General features: G+C 41.7%; 10 protein-coding genes. 9 read left to right on the plus strand and 1 reads right to left on the minus strand.

Annotated features, from left to right (window positions below):
• The first annotated feature begins 621 nt into the window (after positions 1-621).
• From tdh to ACJ9PY_RS08565, 7 genes are all read left to right on the plus strand, one after another.
• Positions 622-1,662: an L-threonine 3-dehydrogenase gene (tdh, locus tag ACJ9PY_RS08535; RefSeq protein WP_411740251.1), complete on the plus strand. Its 1,041-nt coding sequence runs from the start codon at positions 622-624 to the stop codon at positions 1,660-1,662.
• A 342-nt stretch (positions 1,663-2,004) separates the two neighbouring features.
• Positions 2,005-3,549 (plus strand): tRNA (N6-isopentenyl adenosine(37)-C2)-methylthiotransferase MiaB, encoded by a 1,545-nt coding sequence (gene miaB / locus ACJ9PY_RS08540; RefSeq protein WP_048684706.1) that lies wholly within the window; start codon positions 2,005-2,007, stop codon positions 3,547-3,549.
• A gap of 1 nt (position 3,550) precedes the next feature.
• Positions 3,551-3,979, plus strand: a complete 429-nt coding sequence (locus ACJ9PY_RS08545; RefSeq protein ID WP_034313499.1) for a RicAFT regulatory complex protein RicA family protein — start codon at positions 3,551-3,553, stop codon at positions 3,977-3,979.
• Positions 3,980-4,192: 213 nt separating this feature from the next.
• Positions 4,193-4,732: an outer spore coat protein CotE gene (locus ACJ9PY_RS08550; RefSeq protein WP_057278378.1), complete on the plus strand. Its 540-nt coding sequence runs from the start codon at positions 4,193-4,195 to the stop codon at positions 4,730-4,732.
• Positions 4,733-4,949: 217 nt separating this feature from the next.
• Complete coding sequence (mutS, locus tag ACJ9PY_RS08555) at positions 4,950-7,574, plus strand: DNA mismatch repair protein MutS (protein ID WP_400449645.1); 2,625 nt, start codon at positions 4,950-4,952, stop codon at positions 7,572-7,574.
• A 22-nt stretch (positions 7,575-7,596) separates the two neighbouring features.
• Complete coding sequence (gene mutL, locus ACJ9PY_RS08560; protein WP_063576870.1) at positions 7,597-9,537, plus strand: DNA mismatch repair endonuclease MutL; 1,941 nt, start codon at positions 7,597-7,599, stop codon at positions 9,535-9,537.
• Positions 9,538-10,533: 996 nt separating this feature from the next.
• Positions 10,534-13,026 (plus strand): peptidase G2 autoproteolytic cleavage domain-containing protein, encoded by a 2,493-nt coding sequence (locus tag ACJ9PY_RS08565; protein ID WP_411739776.1) that lies wholly within the window; start codon positions 10,534-10,536, stop codon positions 13,024-13,026.
• 750 nt (positions 13,027-13,776) lie between these two features.
• Here ACJ9PY_RS08565 and ACJ9PY_RS08570 read toward each other — a convergent pair.
• Positions 13,777-14,430: a cupin domain-containing protein gene (locus ACJ9PY_RS08570; RefSeq protein WP_278089268.1), complete on the minus strand. Its 654-nt coding sequence runs from the start codon at positions 14,428-14,430 to the stop codon at positions 13,777-13,779.
• A 332-nt stretch (positions 14,431-14,762) separates the two neighbouring features.
• Between ACJ9PY_RS08570 and ACJ9PY_RS08575 the strand changes: the two genes are divergently transcribed.
• A complete protein-coding gene (locus ACJ9PY_RS08575; RefSeq protein WP_063576869.1) occupies positions 14,763-16,655 on the plus strand; it encodes an OPT family oligopeptide transporter in 1,893 nt (630 codons plus the stop codon).
• Positions 16,645-17,010, plus strand: a complete 366-nt coding sequence (locus ACJ9PY_RS08580) for a PqqD family protein (RefSeq protein ID WP_054396857.1) — start codon at positions 16,645-16,647, stop codon at positions 17,008-17,010. The genes ACJ9PY_RS08575 and ACJ9PY_RS08580 overlap by 11 nt, the downstream gene beginning before the upstream one ends.
• The last annotated feature ends 167 nt before the right edge of the window (positions 17,011-17,177 follow it).

The following is a 17,177-nucleotide window of genomic DNA, read 5'->3' on the forward strand; positions in this document are numbered from 1 at the left end:
CCTTAAGATGGGGTGAACCTTTTTTTTTGTGATTAACTGGAAAGCTCAGTAGAGAGAATCACTAGCCTCCCTAGATTAGCTTACCACCAACCGTTATTGCATCCACAGAAGAAATTGCAACGATTCCTTCTTCTGCAACAATTGTGATGGCGGTTGTGGTCGCGATCGCGGTCCCGATCTCTGTCCCGATCGTGGTCCCGATCGTGGTCCCGATCGTGGTCCCGATCCCGGTCGCGGTCGCGCCTATTGCAGCCCCTCACAGCACGACAAAAATCGTCTGCGATTCTCTTGTTATCTCTGTCCCGATCTCTATCCCGATCTCTGTCCCGATCTCTGTCCCGATCGCGATCCCGATCATGATTATTGCATCCACATGACATATAAGTCACTCCTTCATTGTTTTTGTTTTTTGTTGTACAAGATATCTTATTCGAGAGCGGACAAGATGCTATAGAAACATGACCCATTTAACAAAAATGTATGAATGCCTAAAAATCATCATTATTAATGTGAAAATGCCGGTACAAAAGTGATTATGGTATTTTTGTGATTGATTTTTCATATCTTTACATATTAAGGTAGATGAAAAAGCACAGCCCTATTTCAGGGGGAATGTACATGTTGAGAGGTAAAATGAAAGCGATCGTCAAACATCACCGAGGTTATGGGGCACAATTACTAGTTGTCGATATACCGGACATTCGTGATGACGAGGTCTTGATTCGAGTGAAGATGACCTCGATCTGCGGAACGGATATTCATATTTTCACCTGGGATGAATGGTCACAAGGAAGGGTGAGCCCGCCATACGTATTTGGGCACGAATTTGCAGGGGAAGTAATCAAGATAGGAGCAAGTGTCAGTAATGTTTCAGTTGGTGATTGTGTATCTGCCGAAACACATATAGTTTGCGGTACATGCAGGCAATGCTTAACCGGACAATTCCATATCTGTAAAAAAACAAACATTATCGGTGTGGATAAACAAGGGTGCTTTGCAGAGTACATAGCTCTGCCAGCCAAGAATTTATGGAAAAATCCAAGTGATATGCCACTCGATATAGCTACCATCCAAGAACCGATGGGGAATGCCGTCCATTCAGTGCTAGCTGGCGAGGTGCTGGGTAAAACGGTGGCAATAATCGGTTGTGGTCCAATTGGGCTTATGGCGATTGCTGTAGCAAAGGCCGCAGGTGCTGATAAAGTAATCGCTCTTGATATTAATGATTATCGACTTCAGCTAGCCAAAAAGATGGGTGCCACACACCTCATTCATTCAATGAATCAGGATCCAGTGGAAATCACGAAAAACATTACAAGTGGGGACGGGGTGGATGTTGTTTGTGAAATGAGCGGGAATCCAGCAGCTATCCAACAAGGGTTCAAGATGTCGACCAATGGTGGAAGAATATCCATTCTAAGTCTGCCTTCTAAGCCCGTCACGATTAATATAACAGAGGATATCGTATTCAAGGGTCTTACTGTCCAAGGGATAACTGGAAGGAAGATGTTTTCAACCTGGCAACAGGTTTCAAGTCTGCTTGAAAGTGGCAAGGTTGATGTAAAACCAATGATTACCCATCGGTTCTCACTCAGTGATTTTGAAAAGGGATTTGAACTGATGATCAAAGGCCAGTGTGGTAAGGTTCTCCTTATACCTTGAACACCTAAAAAGGTGGAAATTGCATGCTCTGCATTTGAAAAATAATGAAAGGGGAAAGCGTCATCCAAAAATGATAAGAAGAGGCTAAATTCGTCATAGCCTCTTCTTTCATGTTCTTATTTTCAATATTTGTGAAAAATTTCTTACAATTGAAGAAGCCACGACAGAATAATTGTTTCTTGCTGTTAAAAGCTTTATACTATGATAATGTGGATATATCACACTTAATAGCTAATATTTACTGGAAATTCTTAAAAAGGAATCCGTATAAATCCATTTGATGATAGGTCTTGAAATAGTTGGTGAAAGAAATAAACTAACTATTTTGAAAGGAGATTAACTATGAACGAGAAACAACGATTAGAATCACAACAAGTACAGGCTGAGAATCCAGCGGACAAAAAATCCGAAAAGGACTTCAGTAAGTACTTTCAAGCCGTTTATATTCCACCTTCCTTAAAGGATGCGAAAAAGCGGGGAAAAGAAGAAGTAGAATATCATGATGACTTTGCCATTCCTGAAGGTTTCCGCGGAATGGGAGAAGGTAAAAAGTTTTACATTCGCACTTTTGGCTGTCAAATGAACGAACATGATACAGAAGTCATGGCGGGCATCTTTATGGCACTTGGTTATCAGGCGACAGACTCGGTGGATGATGCTAACGTCATTTTACTTAACACTTGTGCGATTCGGGAAGGCGCAGAGAATAAAGTGTTCGGTGAATTGGGGCATTTAAAATCATTGAAATTGGAAAAGCCGGATCTATTGCTTGGGGTTTGCGGCTGTATGTCACAAGAGGAGACAGTTGTAAAGCGGATTCTAGAGAAGCACCATTTTGTAGATATGATTTTCGGAACGCATAACATCCACCGCCTGCCGCAAATTCTTAATGAAGCGTATCTTTCCAAGGAAATGGTCATTGAGGTTTGGTCTAAAGAAGGTGATGTAATCGAGAACCTTCCGAAAGTGCGTAAAGGAAAAACCAAGGCATGGGTCAATATCATGTATGGCTGCGATAAGTTTTGTACATACTGCATCGTACCGTATACGAGAGGGAAAGAAAGAAGCCGCAGGCCTGGAGATATCATCCAGGAAGTCCGTCATTTAGCGGCACAGGGTTACAAGGAAATAACCCTGCTTGGACAGAATGTGAATGCTTACGGTAAAGATTTTACGGATATCGATTATCGTTTCGGCGATTTGATGGATGAAATCCGCAAAATCGACATTCCGCGTATTCGTTTTACGACAAGCCATCCCCGTGATTTTGATGATCATTTGATTGAAGTACTGGCTAAAGGCGGAAATCTCGTTGACCATATCCATCTTCCAGTTCAATCGGGAAGTACGGAAACACTTAAAATCATGGCCCGTAAGTATACACGCGAACAATATTTAGAGCTAGTTAAAAAAATCAAGGAAGCTATCCCAAGTGCATCGCTAACCACGGACATCATTGTAGGTTATCCGAATGAAACGGAAGAGCACTTTGAAGAAACGATGTCATTATACCGTGAAGTTGGTTTCGATGCAGCATATACTTACATCTATTCACCACGTGAGGGAACACCGGCTGCGAAAATGCAGGATAATGTACCGATGGAAGTTAAAAAGGAACGTCTACAACGCTTGAATGCCCTTGTAAATGAAACGTGCGCATTGAAAATGAAAGAGTATGATGGACAGATTGTTGAAGTGCTCGTTGAAGGCGAAAGCAAGAAGAATGCGGAAGTATTAGCAGGTTATACAACGAAAAATAAGCTCGTGAACTTCAAAGGACCAAAATCCGCTATTGGCAAAATCGTAAAAGTGAAAATCACCGGAACGAAAACATGGTCATTAAATGGGGATATGGTTGAAGAAGCAACGGCGATTGAGGTGGAGTAATATGACTAAATATACTAAAGATGACATTCTGAATAAAGCGGCCGAGCTTGCTGAAATGATCGCCAGCACGGAAGAAGTCGATTTCTTTAAACGGGCAGAAGCTCACATCAATGAAAATCAGAAAATCCGTGAAATGATCGCCAGCATCAAGAGTTTGCAAAAACAGGCTGTAAACTTCCAACATTACGGCAAAGAGAAAGCATACAGTCAAGTGCAGGCCAAAATTGATGCACTGGAAAAACAATTGGATGAACTTCCGATCGTGCAAGAATTCAAACAATCCCAAGTGGATGTAAATGATCTTTTACAAATGGTCTCATCACAGGTATCGAATAAGGTGACGGACCTGATTATTGAATCGACCGAAGGCGATGTCCTTCGCGGTGAGACAGGTTCACAGGTACAAGCAGGCGGCGGAAGCTGCTCATGAATATTAAAAAAGCCCTTCTGGTTTCAGAAGGGCTTTTTTAATATGCGGAAATCCTTATACAGTGCCCATTCGTGACACATATCCCAAAACATGCGCATAAAATAACCTAGGTTTAAAACATTACAGCAGTTTTCAAACAATTAAAATTCTACGCACAATAGACTTTTACCACGCATAGGATGAATGGAAACTGTATGAGGAGGGTTCGCTAGCATGTCACAATATAGAGAGATAATTACTAAAGCGGTGGTGGCAAAAGGACGTAAATTCACAAAGTCCTCTCACACCATTTGCCCGGCTCATCATCCTTCTAGCATTCTAGGTTGTTGGATCATCAACCATAAATACGATGCAAAGAAAGTCGGCAAAAAGGTAGAAATTCACGGCAGCTACGAAATCAACGTCTGGTATTCTTATAACCATAATTCGAAGACGGAAGTTGTAACTGAAAAAGTGCAATATACCGACGTTATTTCGCTGAAATACCGTGATCCCGATTATCTTGATGACCATGAAATCGCTGCAAAAGCTGTCCAACAGCCGAATTGTTTAGAAGCATGCATCTCCCCATGTGGACAAAAAATCATTGTCCATGTGGAAAGGGAATTCTTTGTGGAAGTCGTCGGCGAAACGAAAATTTGTGTCGCTGTAAGTCCAGATGGCCGCTGTGAGGATGACTGGGGCTCTGATTTCGATGATGAGGATTTCGAAGATTTAGATCCGGATTTCCTTGATGAATTCGAAGACGAATAGAATATAGAAATTAATACCGGATGACATTCCCTTCATCCGGTTTTATTTAATTTGAAGCGGGACAAGTCCCTATGGCTTTACAGATACAGCTAACTTACTATGTAAAGGATAATTGATTTACCATGCAATTTCGAATACAGGCCATGTTGCATTTTCGTATGTTATAATGAAGGACATAAATGTGTAATAGATTTTAGTTTGGAAAGGTTTTGAAGGAATGGCTGGATATACTCCAATGATACAGCAATATTTAAAAATTAAGGCAGAGTATCAGGATGCCTTTTTATTTTTTCGTTTAGGCGATTTTTATGAAATGTTTTTTGATGATGCACTGAATGCATCACAAGAGCTCGAAATCACATTAACGAGCCGAGAAGGCGGTAGTGAAGAGCGAATTCCGATGTGCGGCATTCCGTATCACTCGGCTGCTAATTATATTGATATATTGATAGAAAAAGGTTTTAAAGTAGCTATTTGTGAACAGACCGAAGATCCGAAGCAAGCCAAAGGTGTGGTACGCAGGGAAGTTGTCCAGCTGATTACCCCGGGAACGAAAATGGATAGTAAGGGTCTTCGTGAAAAGGAAAATAATTATATTGCCACCATCACTTATTTTACGGATGGTCAGTTTGGCTTTGGATACAATGATTTATCGACAGGGGAAAATAAGGTTACATTGATTGAGAGTTTCGAGGAAGTTCTGAATGAATTTGCCATCCTTGGTGCGAGTGAAGTGGTCATTGCCGAGGATTTCAATGAAGAATGGAGAAAAATGCTTCAAGAACGGGGCGCAGCCGCCCTATCCCTAGAGAGTAATTTGGTCCAAAGCGAGTCATTCGCTCCATTGCTTCATTTGTTAAAAGACCAGAAACTGGCGACAACGACCTCACGTTTATTGAATTATCTATACCGTACCCAAAAACGCAGCCTGGATCATTTACAGCCAGTGCTTGCATATGAAACATCACAATATATGAAAATTGATTATTATAGCAAACGTAATTTGGAATTAACTGAAACTATTCGTTCCAAAGGTAAAAAAGGCTCATTACTATGGCTGCTTGATGAAACAAAAACAGCCATGGGCGGAAGGATGTTGAAGCAATGGATTGATAGACCGCTCATTAATAAAAAACAGATCGAGCGGAGACAAAGCCTTGTTGAAACCCTGAAAAATCAATACTTCGAACGACAAGACTTACGTGAACGCCTGAAGGAAGTGTACGACTTGGAGCGGCTTGCCGGAAGGGTGGCCTTCGGGAATGTAAACGCTCGGGACTTGATTCAACTGAAACGTTCCTTGCAACAGGTGCCGGTCATTCGTGAAATCGTGAAGTCAATGGCTTCCAATCAGGATATTTCAATCCTGGCCGATAAATTGGATCCTTGTGAAGAAGTGACGGATTTACTTGAAACGGCGCTTGTAGAAAACCCTCCATTGTCCGTGAAGGAAGGGAATATCATTCAGGATGGTTTCCATACGGAGCTGGATACATACAGGGATGCCAGCAGAAACGGAAAAACTTGGATTGCACAGCTTGAACGCGAAGAGCGGGAACGCACCGGGATCAAATCCTTGAAAATCGGATATAATCGTGTATTTGGCTATTACATTGAAGTCACACGAGCAAATTTGCATCTGCTTGAAGAAGGCCGTTATGAACGGAAGCAGACTTTAACGAATGCCGAACGTTATATCACACCTGAATTGAAAGAAAAGGAAGCTTTGATTTTACAAGCAGAAGAAAAAAGCATCAGTTTGGAGTATGACTTATTCCTCAATCTTCGTGAAGAGGTCAAAAGCTATATCCCTCGCTTACAGGATTTGGCGAAAGGCGTCAGTGAACTGGATGTCCTGCAGTGCTTTGCGACGATTAGTGAAGAACGCCATTATGTGAAGCCTGTCTTTTCCGATGATCGAAGAATCGTACTGAAGGAAGGCAGGCATCCAGTGGTCGAGAAAGTCCTTCAATCACAGGAATATGTCCCCAATGACTGCTTTATGGATGGAGATCGGGAGTTACTCTTGATCACAGGGCCCAATATGTCGGGTAAAAGTACGTATATGCGTCAAATAGCGTTAACATCGATTTTAGCGCAAATTGGATGCTTCGTATCCGCAAGTATAGCTGAATTACCTATTTTTGATAAGGTATTTACCAGGATAGGCGCGGCAGATGATTTGATTTCCGGTCAAAGTACATTCATGGTCGAGATGCTTGAAGCAAGAAATGCCATCATGAATGCGACAGAAAACAGTTTGATATTATTCGATGAAATAGGCCGGGGAACATCAACTTATGATGGGATGGCGCTTGCTCAGGCCATCATTGAATATATTCATGAGGAAATTGGGGCAAAGACACTCTTTTCGACTCATTATCACGAATTGACTGTATTGGCAACGGAACTCCCAAAATTGAAAAATATCCATGTAAGTGCCATTGAGCAAAATGGAAATGTCGTTTTCCTTCATAAAATTAAAGAAGGGCCAGCAGATAAAAGCTATGGAATTCATGTGGCTAAGCTTGCTGATTTACCGGAGCAGTTAATAGATCGGGCGGCTGCTATTTTAGCCCAGCTAGAGAATGAAAATGGACAGGCAAAGGCGATTCCTGAACAGCCTGCTGCTGAAAAAGCATCTATTGCCGAAGCTGCCCCTGTTACATCCGTCAATGAGGCACAGCTTTCCTTCTTTGGAGAAGAAGCTCCTAAAGGAAGGGTGAATTCTTCACCAAAGGAAAAAAAGGTGCTGGATGACATAAAATCACTGGATATCCTTGAAATGACGCCGCTTGAGGCAATGAATACCCTTTATAAATTACAAAAGAAACTTAAATGAGAATTAAAGCGAGGCGATAAAAATGGGAAAAATCATACAGCTTGATGAGGCTTTATCTAATAAAATCGCAGCTGGCGAAGTTGTTGAACGCCCAGCCTCAGTCGTTAAGGAACTTGTGGAAAACGCAATAGATGCAAACAGTACCATTATAGAGATTGAATTGGTGGAGGCTGGACTTGGTTCCATTCGGATCGTGGATAATGGCGATGGGATTTTACCTGATGACATAGAAGCGGCATTTAAACGTCACGCCACTAGTAAAATTAAAGATGAAAATGATCTCTTCCGAATCCGAACACTTGGCTTCCGCGGTGAAGCCATGCCCAGTATTGCTTCAGTTTCCCGTTTTGAAATGAAAAGCAGCACTGGCGAAGGGGTAGGAACGCGCATACTTCTTGAAGGAGGCTTGGTTAAGGAACTTGAGGCTTCATCCAGCCGTAAAGGAACGGATATCCTGGTTTCCGACTTGTTTTTTAATACCCCTGCACGGTTGAAATATATGAAAACCATTCATACCGAGCTAGGAAATATTACGGATGTCGCTAACAGGCTCGCACTTTCACATCCGGATGTTTCTATACGGTTAACACACAATGAGAAGCGTATCCTCCATACGAATGGTAACGGTGATGTCAGGCAGGTGCTAGCGGCAATCTATGGTACGAATATTGCCAAAAAGATGATTCCGGTTCAGGCAAGCTCCTTGGATTTCAAATTATCCGGATATATCGTCATGCCCGAGATCACCCGGGCATCAAGGAATTACATTTCAACCATGATAAACGGGCGCTTCATTAAAAACTATGCGCTCGTGAAAGCAATCCTGGATGGGTATCATACACTTCTTCCAATTGGACGTTTTCCAATCGCTTTGCTGAATATCGAAATGGATCCGATTCTTGTCGATGTCAATGTACATCCATCCAAAATGGAGGTAAGGCTCAGCAAGGAACAGGAATTGTACAGTCTTGTATCGGAAACGATTAAATCTTCGTTTAAAAAGATGTCTCTAATACCAAGTGGATATACACCAGCAGCAAAGCCGGAACAGGTGAAAAGTGAGCAAACCACTTTGGAATTGGACCATGTTGTGGAAAGCGGCAAGCGGGTCCTGGAAGAAGCCAAGAAAGAAGCTTCCCTCTTGAAGGATACCTTGATACGGGAAAAGCAGGAACAAAAGAATTACGTGGATCATAATGAAGATTTCAATCTTGAACCAATAAAGGAAATAATCTATAGCACTGAACAGCAGCAAATGGAAGATGTCTATGTACCGGTCTTACTAGATGATGAAAGCAAATCATATTTCGAGTCAGCTGAAAAGTTTACAACCTACACAGTCGAACAAGAGGAGGAAATCGAGGCGAATGAACCGGAAAGCCGCATCCCTCCGATGTACCCGATTGGGCAAATGCATGGAACATATATTTTCGCCCAAAACGAAAAGGGCTTGTATATCATAGACCAGCATGCTGCCCAGGAACGGATCAAATACGAATACTTTAAAGAAAAAGTCGGTCGGGTTGAAAACGAGCTACAGGATATGCTGGTCCCCATCACCCTTGAATTTTCAACGGACCAATGTATCCGGATAAATGAATATCGGAATGAGTTGGAAAAAGTCGGCGTCTTTTTAGAGGAGTTTGGCTATAATGCCTATATTGTCCGATCGCATCCACAATGGTTCCCTAAAGGAATTGAACAGGAAATCCTTGAGGAAATGATAGAACAATTGCTATCGATGAAAAAGGTCGACATCAAAAAATTACGCGAAGAAGCAGCCATCATGATGAGCTGTAAAGCCTCCATAAAGGCAAACCGTCATCTGCGCAATGATGAAATCCAAGCACTACTGGATGAACTGAGGCGGACAACAGATCCCTTCACATGCCCTCATGGAAGACCTATCATCATCTCATATTCCATATATGAAATGGAAAAAATGTTCAAACGGATCATGTAATTAAAAGCAATGGAGAACCCTTATGTAATGGGGTTCTCCATTGCTTTTTTAGTTAAATGACCACATTTATTGGTCCATGCTCTTTATTCCTAGAGCTTTTGAATGTGTTGAGTGGGGCAGTTCCTCCTGACCAAATTACAGTATTTGTGTCAGTATTAGCTTCCCTTACTAATAATATGGGTAGTCCAAATTGAAAAGACATTGTGGGTTCAATTTGTAAAAAAACGGAGCCTTCCCAGAAAGGAGTGGATGATGGATGTTGTCCTACTTTAGTATCAGTAATCTCAACGAGGAAGCGATGAAAGTTGATTGCTAACATTCCATAGCTTGATGAAACCAAGCGGTGAATGCTTGTTAAAATGGGTATTGTTCACTTACAGGCAATGTACGTGGAAAAAGCAATGCGTTCCCAATCTCCAAAATAAGTTGGTTTTGAAACTGTAGTTGAATTGGATTTAACGTATTTGTTGTACTTAGAAATATGCGAATACGAAAGGCACGATCAACACATTTCTTATTTCAATGATGGATATTCTTCTTTCTTAAAGGTTCATTTTTAGATTTGCTTAAGGAATCTGATACTTTAAGATCTTTATTTTTATTTTTATTACTACTCACTTTTCTTATCTCCTTTTTAAATTGGGTAAGAACCATCGTGTTTGATATTGAATTAATCGAAGATACTTCCAAAAATTTCACATAAAGCGTATCAATATGTTTGGAAGCATCAGCCAATCCGAATTATATGTAAAGAAAGATAAAAGGATTGTGAAGAACGAATGTATAAGCGCAATCGCATAAATGCCAGACCAAACCTAAACATGCCGAAATATGATCTCCGTGATAGACCACTTATTTTAACAACGCATTTATCCAGTCAGAATCCTAAATAGTCTAACTAGTTAATGTAGATTGTCTATACCATTTTAAAAAATATGCATAACGTAATAATAGGGTTTTTTATATGAACAAATTTAATAAGAATGGAGAATGTTGATGGCTAATGGATGTAACCAAAATCCAATAGGGGCGTGTTCTGAAGCGGAAGGAATCAATACTACTGCTAATGGGACAGCCTCCCATGCCGAAGGAATGAATACAATTGCAAACGGGGCTGCTTCTCATGCGGAGGGAAGTACCACAATTGCCGGGGGTAACGCTTCACACACTGAAGGGTATGATACCGAAACAACAGCTGATACGGCACATGCAGAGGGATCTACTACGATAGCAAGCGGTGTTGCCTCCCACGCGGAGGGATATCTAACTAACGCTATTGCAAATACTTCCCATGCGGAAGGAAGTGAAACAATTGCTACGGGAAACTCCTCCCATGCGGAAGGGTTTCGGACAGCGGCGACAGCAGGTACAGCACATGCAGAGGGATCTTCTACCACAGCAAGCGGGATGGCTTCCCATGCGGAAGGTTTTGAAACTAATGCAATTGGAGCTCAATCGCATGCAGAGGGGAACAACACAACAGCAGCCGGAGCTAATTCGCACACAGAAGGAATGAATACGCAAACAACGATCAGCGGTGTAAACGCGCATGCGGAAGGAGAAGGGAATACAGCAAGTGGCAGGGCTTCCCATGCGGAAGGGGGTGGAGTAGATCAAATGGGTAATCCATTACCTACCTTAGCAAGCGGAGATGGTGCTCACGCAGAAGGCGTAGGGACAACCGCGAGTGGACCTGCATCTCATGCCGAGGGCTTCAATACATCTGCCGGTAATCCTGCTGCCCATGCAGAAGGAATAGGTACAATCTCCAATGGACTTGCTTCCCATGCCGAAGGTGTCAATACAAATGCGAGTGGATTTGCTGCCCACGCGGAAGGGTTAGGAACAAATGCGGGTGGGGATTCCTCCCATGCCGAAGGGGAGGGTTCTGTCTCCAGTGGGCCACGTTCAAACGCGGAAGGGCAAAGTACAACCGCAAGTGGGGAAGCTTCTCATACTGAGGGTAGCAATACAAACGCTACTGCAACAGATTCTCATGCCGAAGGATTTCAGACTACGTCCAGTGGATTTGCGTCCCATGCTGAAGGGAACAATACAACAGCAGCCGGAGCTAATTCGCACACCGAAGGATTGAGTACGCAAACAACGATCAGCGGTTTTAACGCGCATGCTGAAGGAGAAGGTAATACAGCTAGTGGAAGAGCCTCCCATGTGGAAGGCGGCGGCTTAGATCCATTGGGTAATCCAGCTCCTAACTTGGCGAGTGGAGATAGTTCCCATGCGGAAGGCATCGGTACAACTGCAAGTGGTTTTGCTGCTCATGCGGAAGGGGGAACCCAAGATATTACGTCCCAATCTGGTCCGCAAGCTTTGGGGGATTTCTCTCATGCAGAAGGAATGAATACAATTGCAAATGGAAACTTTGGTGCTCATGCCGAGGGGCAACGAACAATCGCTAGTGGATCAGCTTCCCATGCTGAGGGTTTTCAAACTACCGCCGTTGGACCTTCCGCCCATGCCGAAGGGGCAAATACAATTGCCAGCGGGGCCTTCTCCCATGCAGAAGGTATCGGTACAACCGCTAATGGGATTTACTCTCATTCTGAAGGGGCAGATACAACTGCCAGTGGGCAAGCATCTCATGCGGAAGGACTAGGAACGATTGCAAATGCTGACTTCTCACATACTGAAGGGTTGAATACTACAGCAAGTGGTCTGAATGGAGTTCACGTAATGGGGCAAAATGGTGGACCAGCTGTAGGAGACTTACCTTTTTCATGGTACCTAGTAAACGGTGCGTTAGGTGGAGTCGTTGCCAAAATACTAAACGATGGATCGGCCTGTTTTGAAGGAGATGTATCTGCCAACATCGTTGCACCCGTGGCCTGTGACTTTGCTGAAATGTTTGAAACGTCCAACGGTAAACCGATTGATGTTGGTTATTTTGTCACGTTTGACGGGGAAACTGAAAAAATTCGTACAGCAAATTCATTCGATGATTTTATCGTAGGAATTACTAGTTCGAATCCTGCTGTACTTGCTGATATTCAAGACCCTGAATGTAGTAAATATTTACTGGATGAATGGAACCGGCCTGTCTACGAAGAAGTCATAATTCCGGACGTAACTGATAATGAAGGAAACATTCTAATAGAAGAGCACGAGCTATCAAGAAAGAAACTAAATCCTTTGTGGGATCCATCCAACCAATGCGGTTCAAGGTTAGAAAAACCTGAATGGGTGGCGGTAGGACTAGTCGGGAAGCTTCTCGTTCGCGATGACGGTACATGTAAGGCAGGGGGTTACTGTCGTCCTTTTAAAGAAGGTATTGCTACAGCTGCAGATCAAGGTTTCAGGGTAATGAAACGTACTGGGCAAAATCAAGTATTAATACTGCTTAACTCAATTCCTTCAATAAAAGAGATTGATATTGTTGAAAAGTTAGAAAAACTAGCAAAATTAAAAGAACAAGGATTTCTAACAGATGAAGAGTTTCAGATTCAAAAACAAAAATTATTATCGTTATAAGAAGCCTTTTCTATTTTAAAAAAACAGCCTGTTCGCATAACTTTGCTGTTTTTTTTAATAGTAAACAAAATTTAGTCCTAACCTTCTTAACTAACTCAGTAATATCAACATCATCATTATAAATCACTTGATCTATTCGGAAATCTTCACTAGCTGTGCAGCTACTTTTAATTTGTTTAATCCAATAGTAGGCTGCAATGGCTGCAGTCCAGTCAGCTTCCTTCTTAAAGTCTGAACTTAAAACAGGGAAGCTGTCACTTTGTAAAAAGGTAGCCTTTGTAAAGTTTTCTGCTGAAGAGTCCTGATTTTGAATGTGCTAATCTTTCTGATACCATTTTAGCATTTTCTCCGAACTCCAACATTATAGTTGCAAATTATGGAATTGGATTGAACACTTTGATATCTGTAGGTACCTTTATAGAAGAAAAGCTCTGAGCCAACCGCAAAATTGAAATGAATCATCTGTTGTTTTAGATGGGGGTCCATTTGAGATTTCTTATATTATAAGAAGAAACTCGGTAGAATATAAAGAGAAGTATAACTGATTGTATCCAAGCGTACCCTGGATTTTTAATGCCCATAAACCACATTAGGTGACCAACATAATATAAGATGTGGCGTGAAAAACGGATCATGTAATTAAAGGCAATGGAGAACCCTTATGTAATAGGGTTCTCCATTGCTTTTTCGATTCCGATTTATTAGTTGAAAACCCTCGAACAGGGGGAATCATGCTCCCAATATCTATCTTCAATAATAATAATATGGGGGATTGGGCTGATATTGATAGTTGTAATCCGGGGCAGTATACATTTTGTTATCATGGTGATTAATATATTGAGGATATTGCTGCATGTCTTCTTCGGCCGCTCGATGGCAGTTGGCTGGCGGACCGATGAATGTTGATGGCTGAACTGGTGCAATTGCTTTTTTCCATTGGTTTTCATCCATGCAATAAGTATGAGCCATAATATTTGCAGGTGTCAATTTCAAGATATCTGAACCGAGGATCACCTCAGGTGTTGGTGCATTAAAAATGGCGAGCAAGTGGGTATTATTAGCATTAGCCACTTCATAATGCCACCAACCTTGTGGGACGTTGGCTACTTGACCGGGTTTAATGGGGTAATTTTGAATTTGCTTTGTAAATGGATTCAGTAAGGAAACGGTTGCCGCTCCAGAAATGCAATACACTAACTCCGCTGCATTTTGGTGATAATGCGGTTCTACGACATTGTCTGTACTAAGGTAAATATCTAATAATGAAACATTTTCGAGGGTATTTAATTGTTTAACACCTAATGAATTAATATAGTTTTGATTGTCTTTTTTCATGAAATTGCTTTTATTGACATCGAAAAAGAATTGTGTGGATGGTGAAGTATAGTCCATATAGGAGACCATGAATTTATCATTCCTTTTTTAAGACTTGATTTTTCAGGATATGTTAAATCTCATTCTAATGTGCACTTACCCAGTGGTTATGTGCCTATCGAGGTGATAAGGGTTGCTGATGATACTGTCATTGAATGAATGATAGACAGTGACTTCGGGTAACGTATTAGTCATGGTTATTATATCAATATTATTTTATATATTTTATAACCGAAACTACTAATCTGATTATTGGATATAATCAAACTTTTAATAAGCAGAATTTCCCCATTGCGTGACTTTAAATTACAGTGATATAATGTTCTCTGTGATTTTAAAGTTTAACATAGGAAGTGGCTAAATTGTCGAACAATTCAAAAGAGAGTAAATTCGTCCCGTACGTTTCTGCATCTAAATCTCTACCGGAATTGACTGCAACTGCAATCATTCTAGGGATCATTCTTGCAATCGTATTCGGGGCGGCAAATGCATACTTAGGCCTACTTATTGGTTTAACTGTCTCTGCTTCTATACCCGCGGCGGTAATTTCAATGGCCATATTAAGAGGGGTTTTTCGCAGGGATTCAATATTAGAAAACAATATTGTGCAAACGATGACCACGGCAGGTGAGGCTATTGGTGCCGGTGCTGTATTTACCATTCCGGCATTATTCATGTGGGACATGGACGTGAGTCAAGCATTCATCATTTTCGTAGTATTAACTGGGGGATTTTTAGGGGTCTTCATGATGGTTCCCCTTCGCCAGCTTTTGATTGTAAGGGAGCATGAAACATTGCCTTATCCAGAAGGTACGGCATGTGCCGAGGTCCTGAAGTCAGGAGAAAAGGGCGGTACAAGCGCCAAGCTAATCGGAGCCGGTTTGGTAATTGGCGGTGTTGTTAAAGGGCTTGGTGATGGATTTAAGCTTTTCAAGACAGAGGTTGAAACAGGGATCACTAATTTTAAAAATGCAGTGGTTGGTCTTGATGCCTTTCCTTCCCTTTTGGGTGTAGGGTACATTATTGGACCGCGTGTTGCAGGACAAATGCTAGGTGGGGGTTTATTAGCCTGGGTCGTTTTAATACCGGCCATCAGCTTTTTTGGCGGAAACAATGGGACAGCCATTTTCCCTTCTGATGTACCAATCGGTGAATTGGATGCATGGGGAATTTGGGATAATTATATTCGCTATATTGGTGCTGGTGCCGTTGCAACGGGCGGATTGATCACTTTGATCAAAACATTACCAATACTTTTCAGTTCAGTTATTGATACTCTTAAAGGCGTAAAAGCCAATAAAGGACAACTAAAATCGGGTTCTATCCGTACAGAACAAGACATACCGGCTAAATACGTTTGGTTGGGTACGATCATCTTAATTTTAATCATTGCTTTCACACCTATAACGGATGTAGGAATCATCGGTGCGATTGCAATCGCGATTTTTGGATTTTTATTCGTGACAGTGGCTTCAAGGGTTGTTGGAATCGTCGGAAGTTCGTCTTCCCCTGTTTCTGGAATGACAATCGCCACTCTATTGATTGTTGCGATTGTCTATAAGGCAACTGGTTTTACTGGTACGACTGGAATGGTAGCCGCTTTAACCGTCGCTGCAATCATTTGTACAGCGCTTGCGGTTTCAGGTGATGTTTCTCAGGATCTAAAAACAGGATATATAGTCGGCGGAACACCATGGAAACAACAAGTTGCCATGATGATCGGTGTTGTTGCATCCGCTTCTGTCATTGGTTTTATCCTGGTTCTTATGGATAACGCATATACGATGGGTTCTGCAGAACTGCCTGCACCTAAAGCGGCTCTTATGAAAATACTTGCCGAAGGTGTTTTAGGGGGAGATTTACCTTGGACTCTGATCTTTATCGGTGCGGCTATTTCTATTACATTAGAGTTTTTCGGTTTGAATTCACTTGTTGTTGCAGTGGGCATATACTTGCCGGTTCATACTAGTGCGCCAATCATGATCGGTGGATTTATTCGATTCTTCGTTGAGTTCTTCTCGAAAACAAAAGAAGCGCTTAAAGCACGGGTTGACAGAGGTGTATTATTTGCCTCTGGTTTAATAGCGGGTGAATCATTGATTGGTGTTCTTATTGCCATATTGATCGCAGCAGGTGTCCAAGTTCCGGCTGCGGCTAAATTAGCCAGCAATTTGCTGCCATTCTTATTATTCCTTGCTCTAGCTGGATTGCTTTGGTTCGTATCCAGCAAAGGGAAAAAAGAAGATGCTTCGTAAACGCCAATCAAAAAAGAGGAACCTGCTAACCATGGTTCCCCTTTTGGAAAGACGCGTCACTATGGTGCAAGAATCTTCGGAAGCCACTTTTTTGGTCATTCAAAGGACCAATTTTGTGGAAAGAATGACCATTCGTTTCTTAAAACAGCCATCAGTCCGTAAAATCAAGCTTGATAAGTTTGGAGCATATGCTATTAAACAGATGGAGTTCCAAAGGAATGTAAATCAGATCTCTGAAGCGATGAGTGAACATTTTGGTGAGGAAGCGGAACCAGCCTTACCGAGGTTGATGAAATTCCTGGAAATTCTAGAGGTTCATGATTGGATCATATGGGATGATGAAGAAGAAAAATGAAAAAAAGCTGAAGCACTTCTGGGTGCTTCAGCTTTTTCTGTATTGGTACAAAATTTACCACATCTGCATTTTACGAAATTAGACTATAGGGATAATTATTTGTAACTTTATATGCGTTGTATTCTTGTACTGTTAGTCATGATTAATAAAGCAAAACTATTCATATT

It is taken from the genome of Peribacillus sp. S4, assembly GCF_046715815.1.
Lineage (GTDB): Bacteria > Bacillota > Bacilli > Bacillales > DSM-1321 > Peribacillus > Peribacillus frigoritolerans.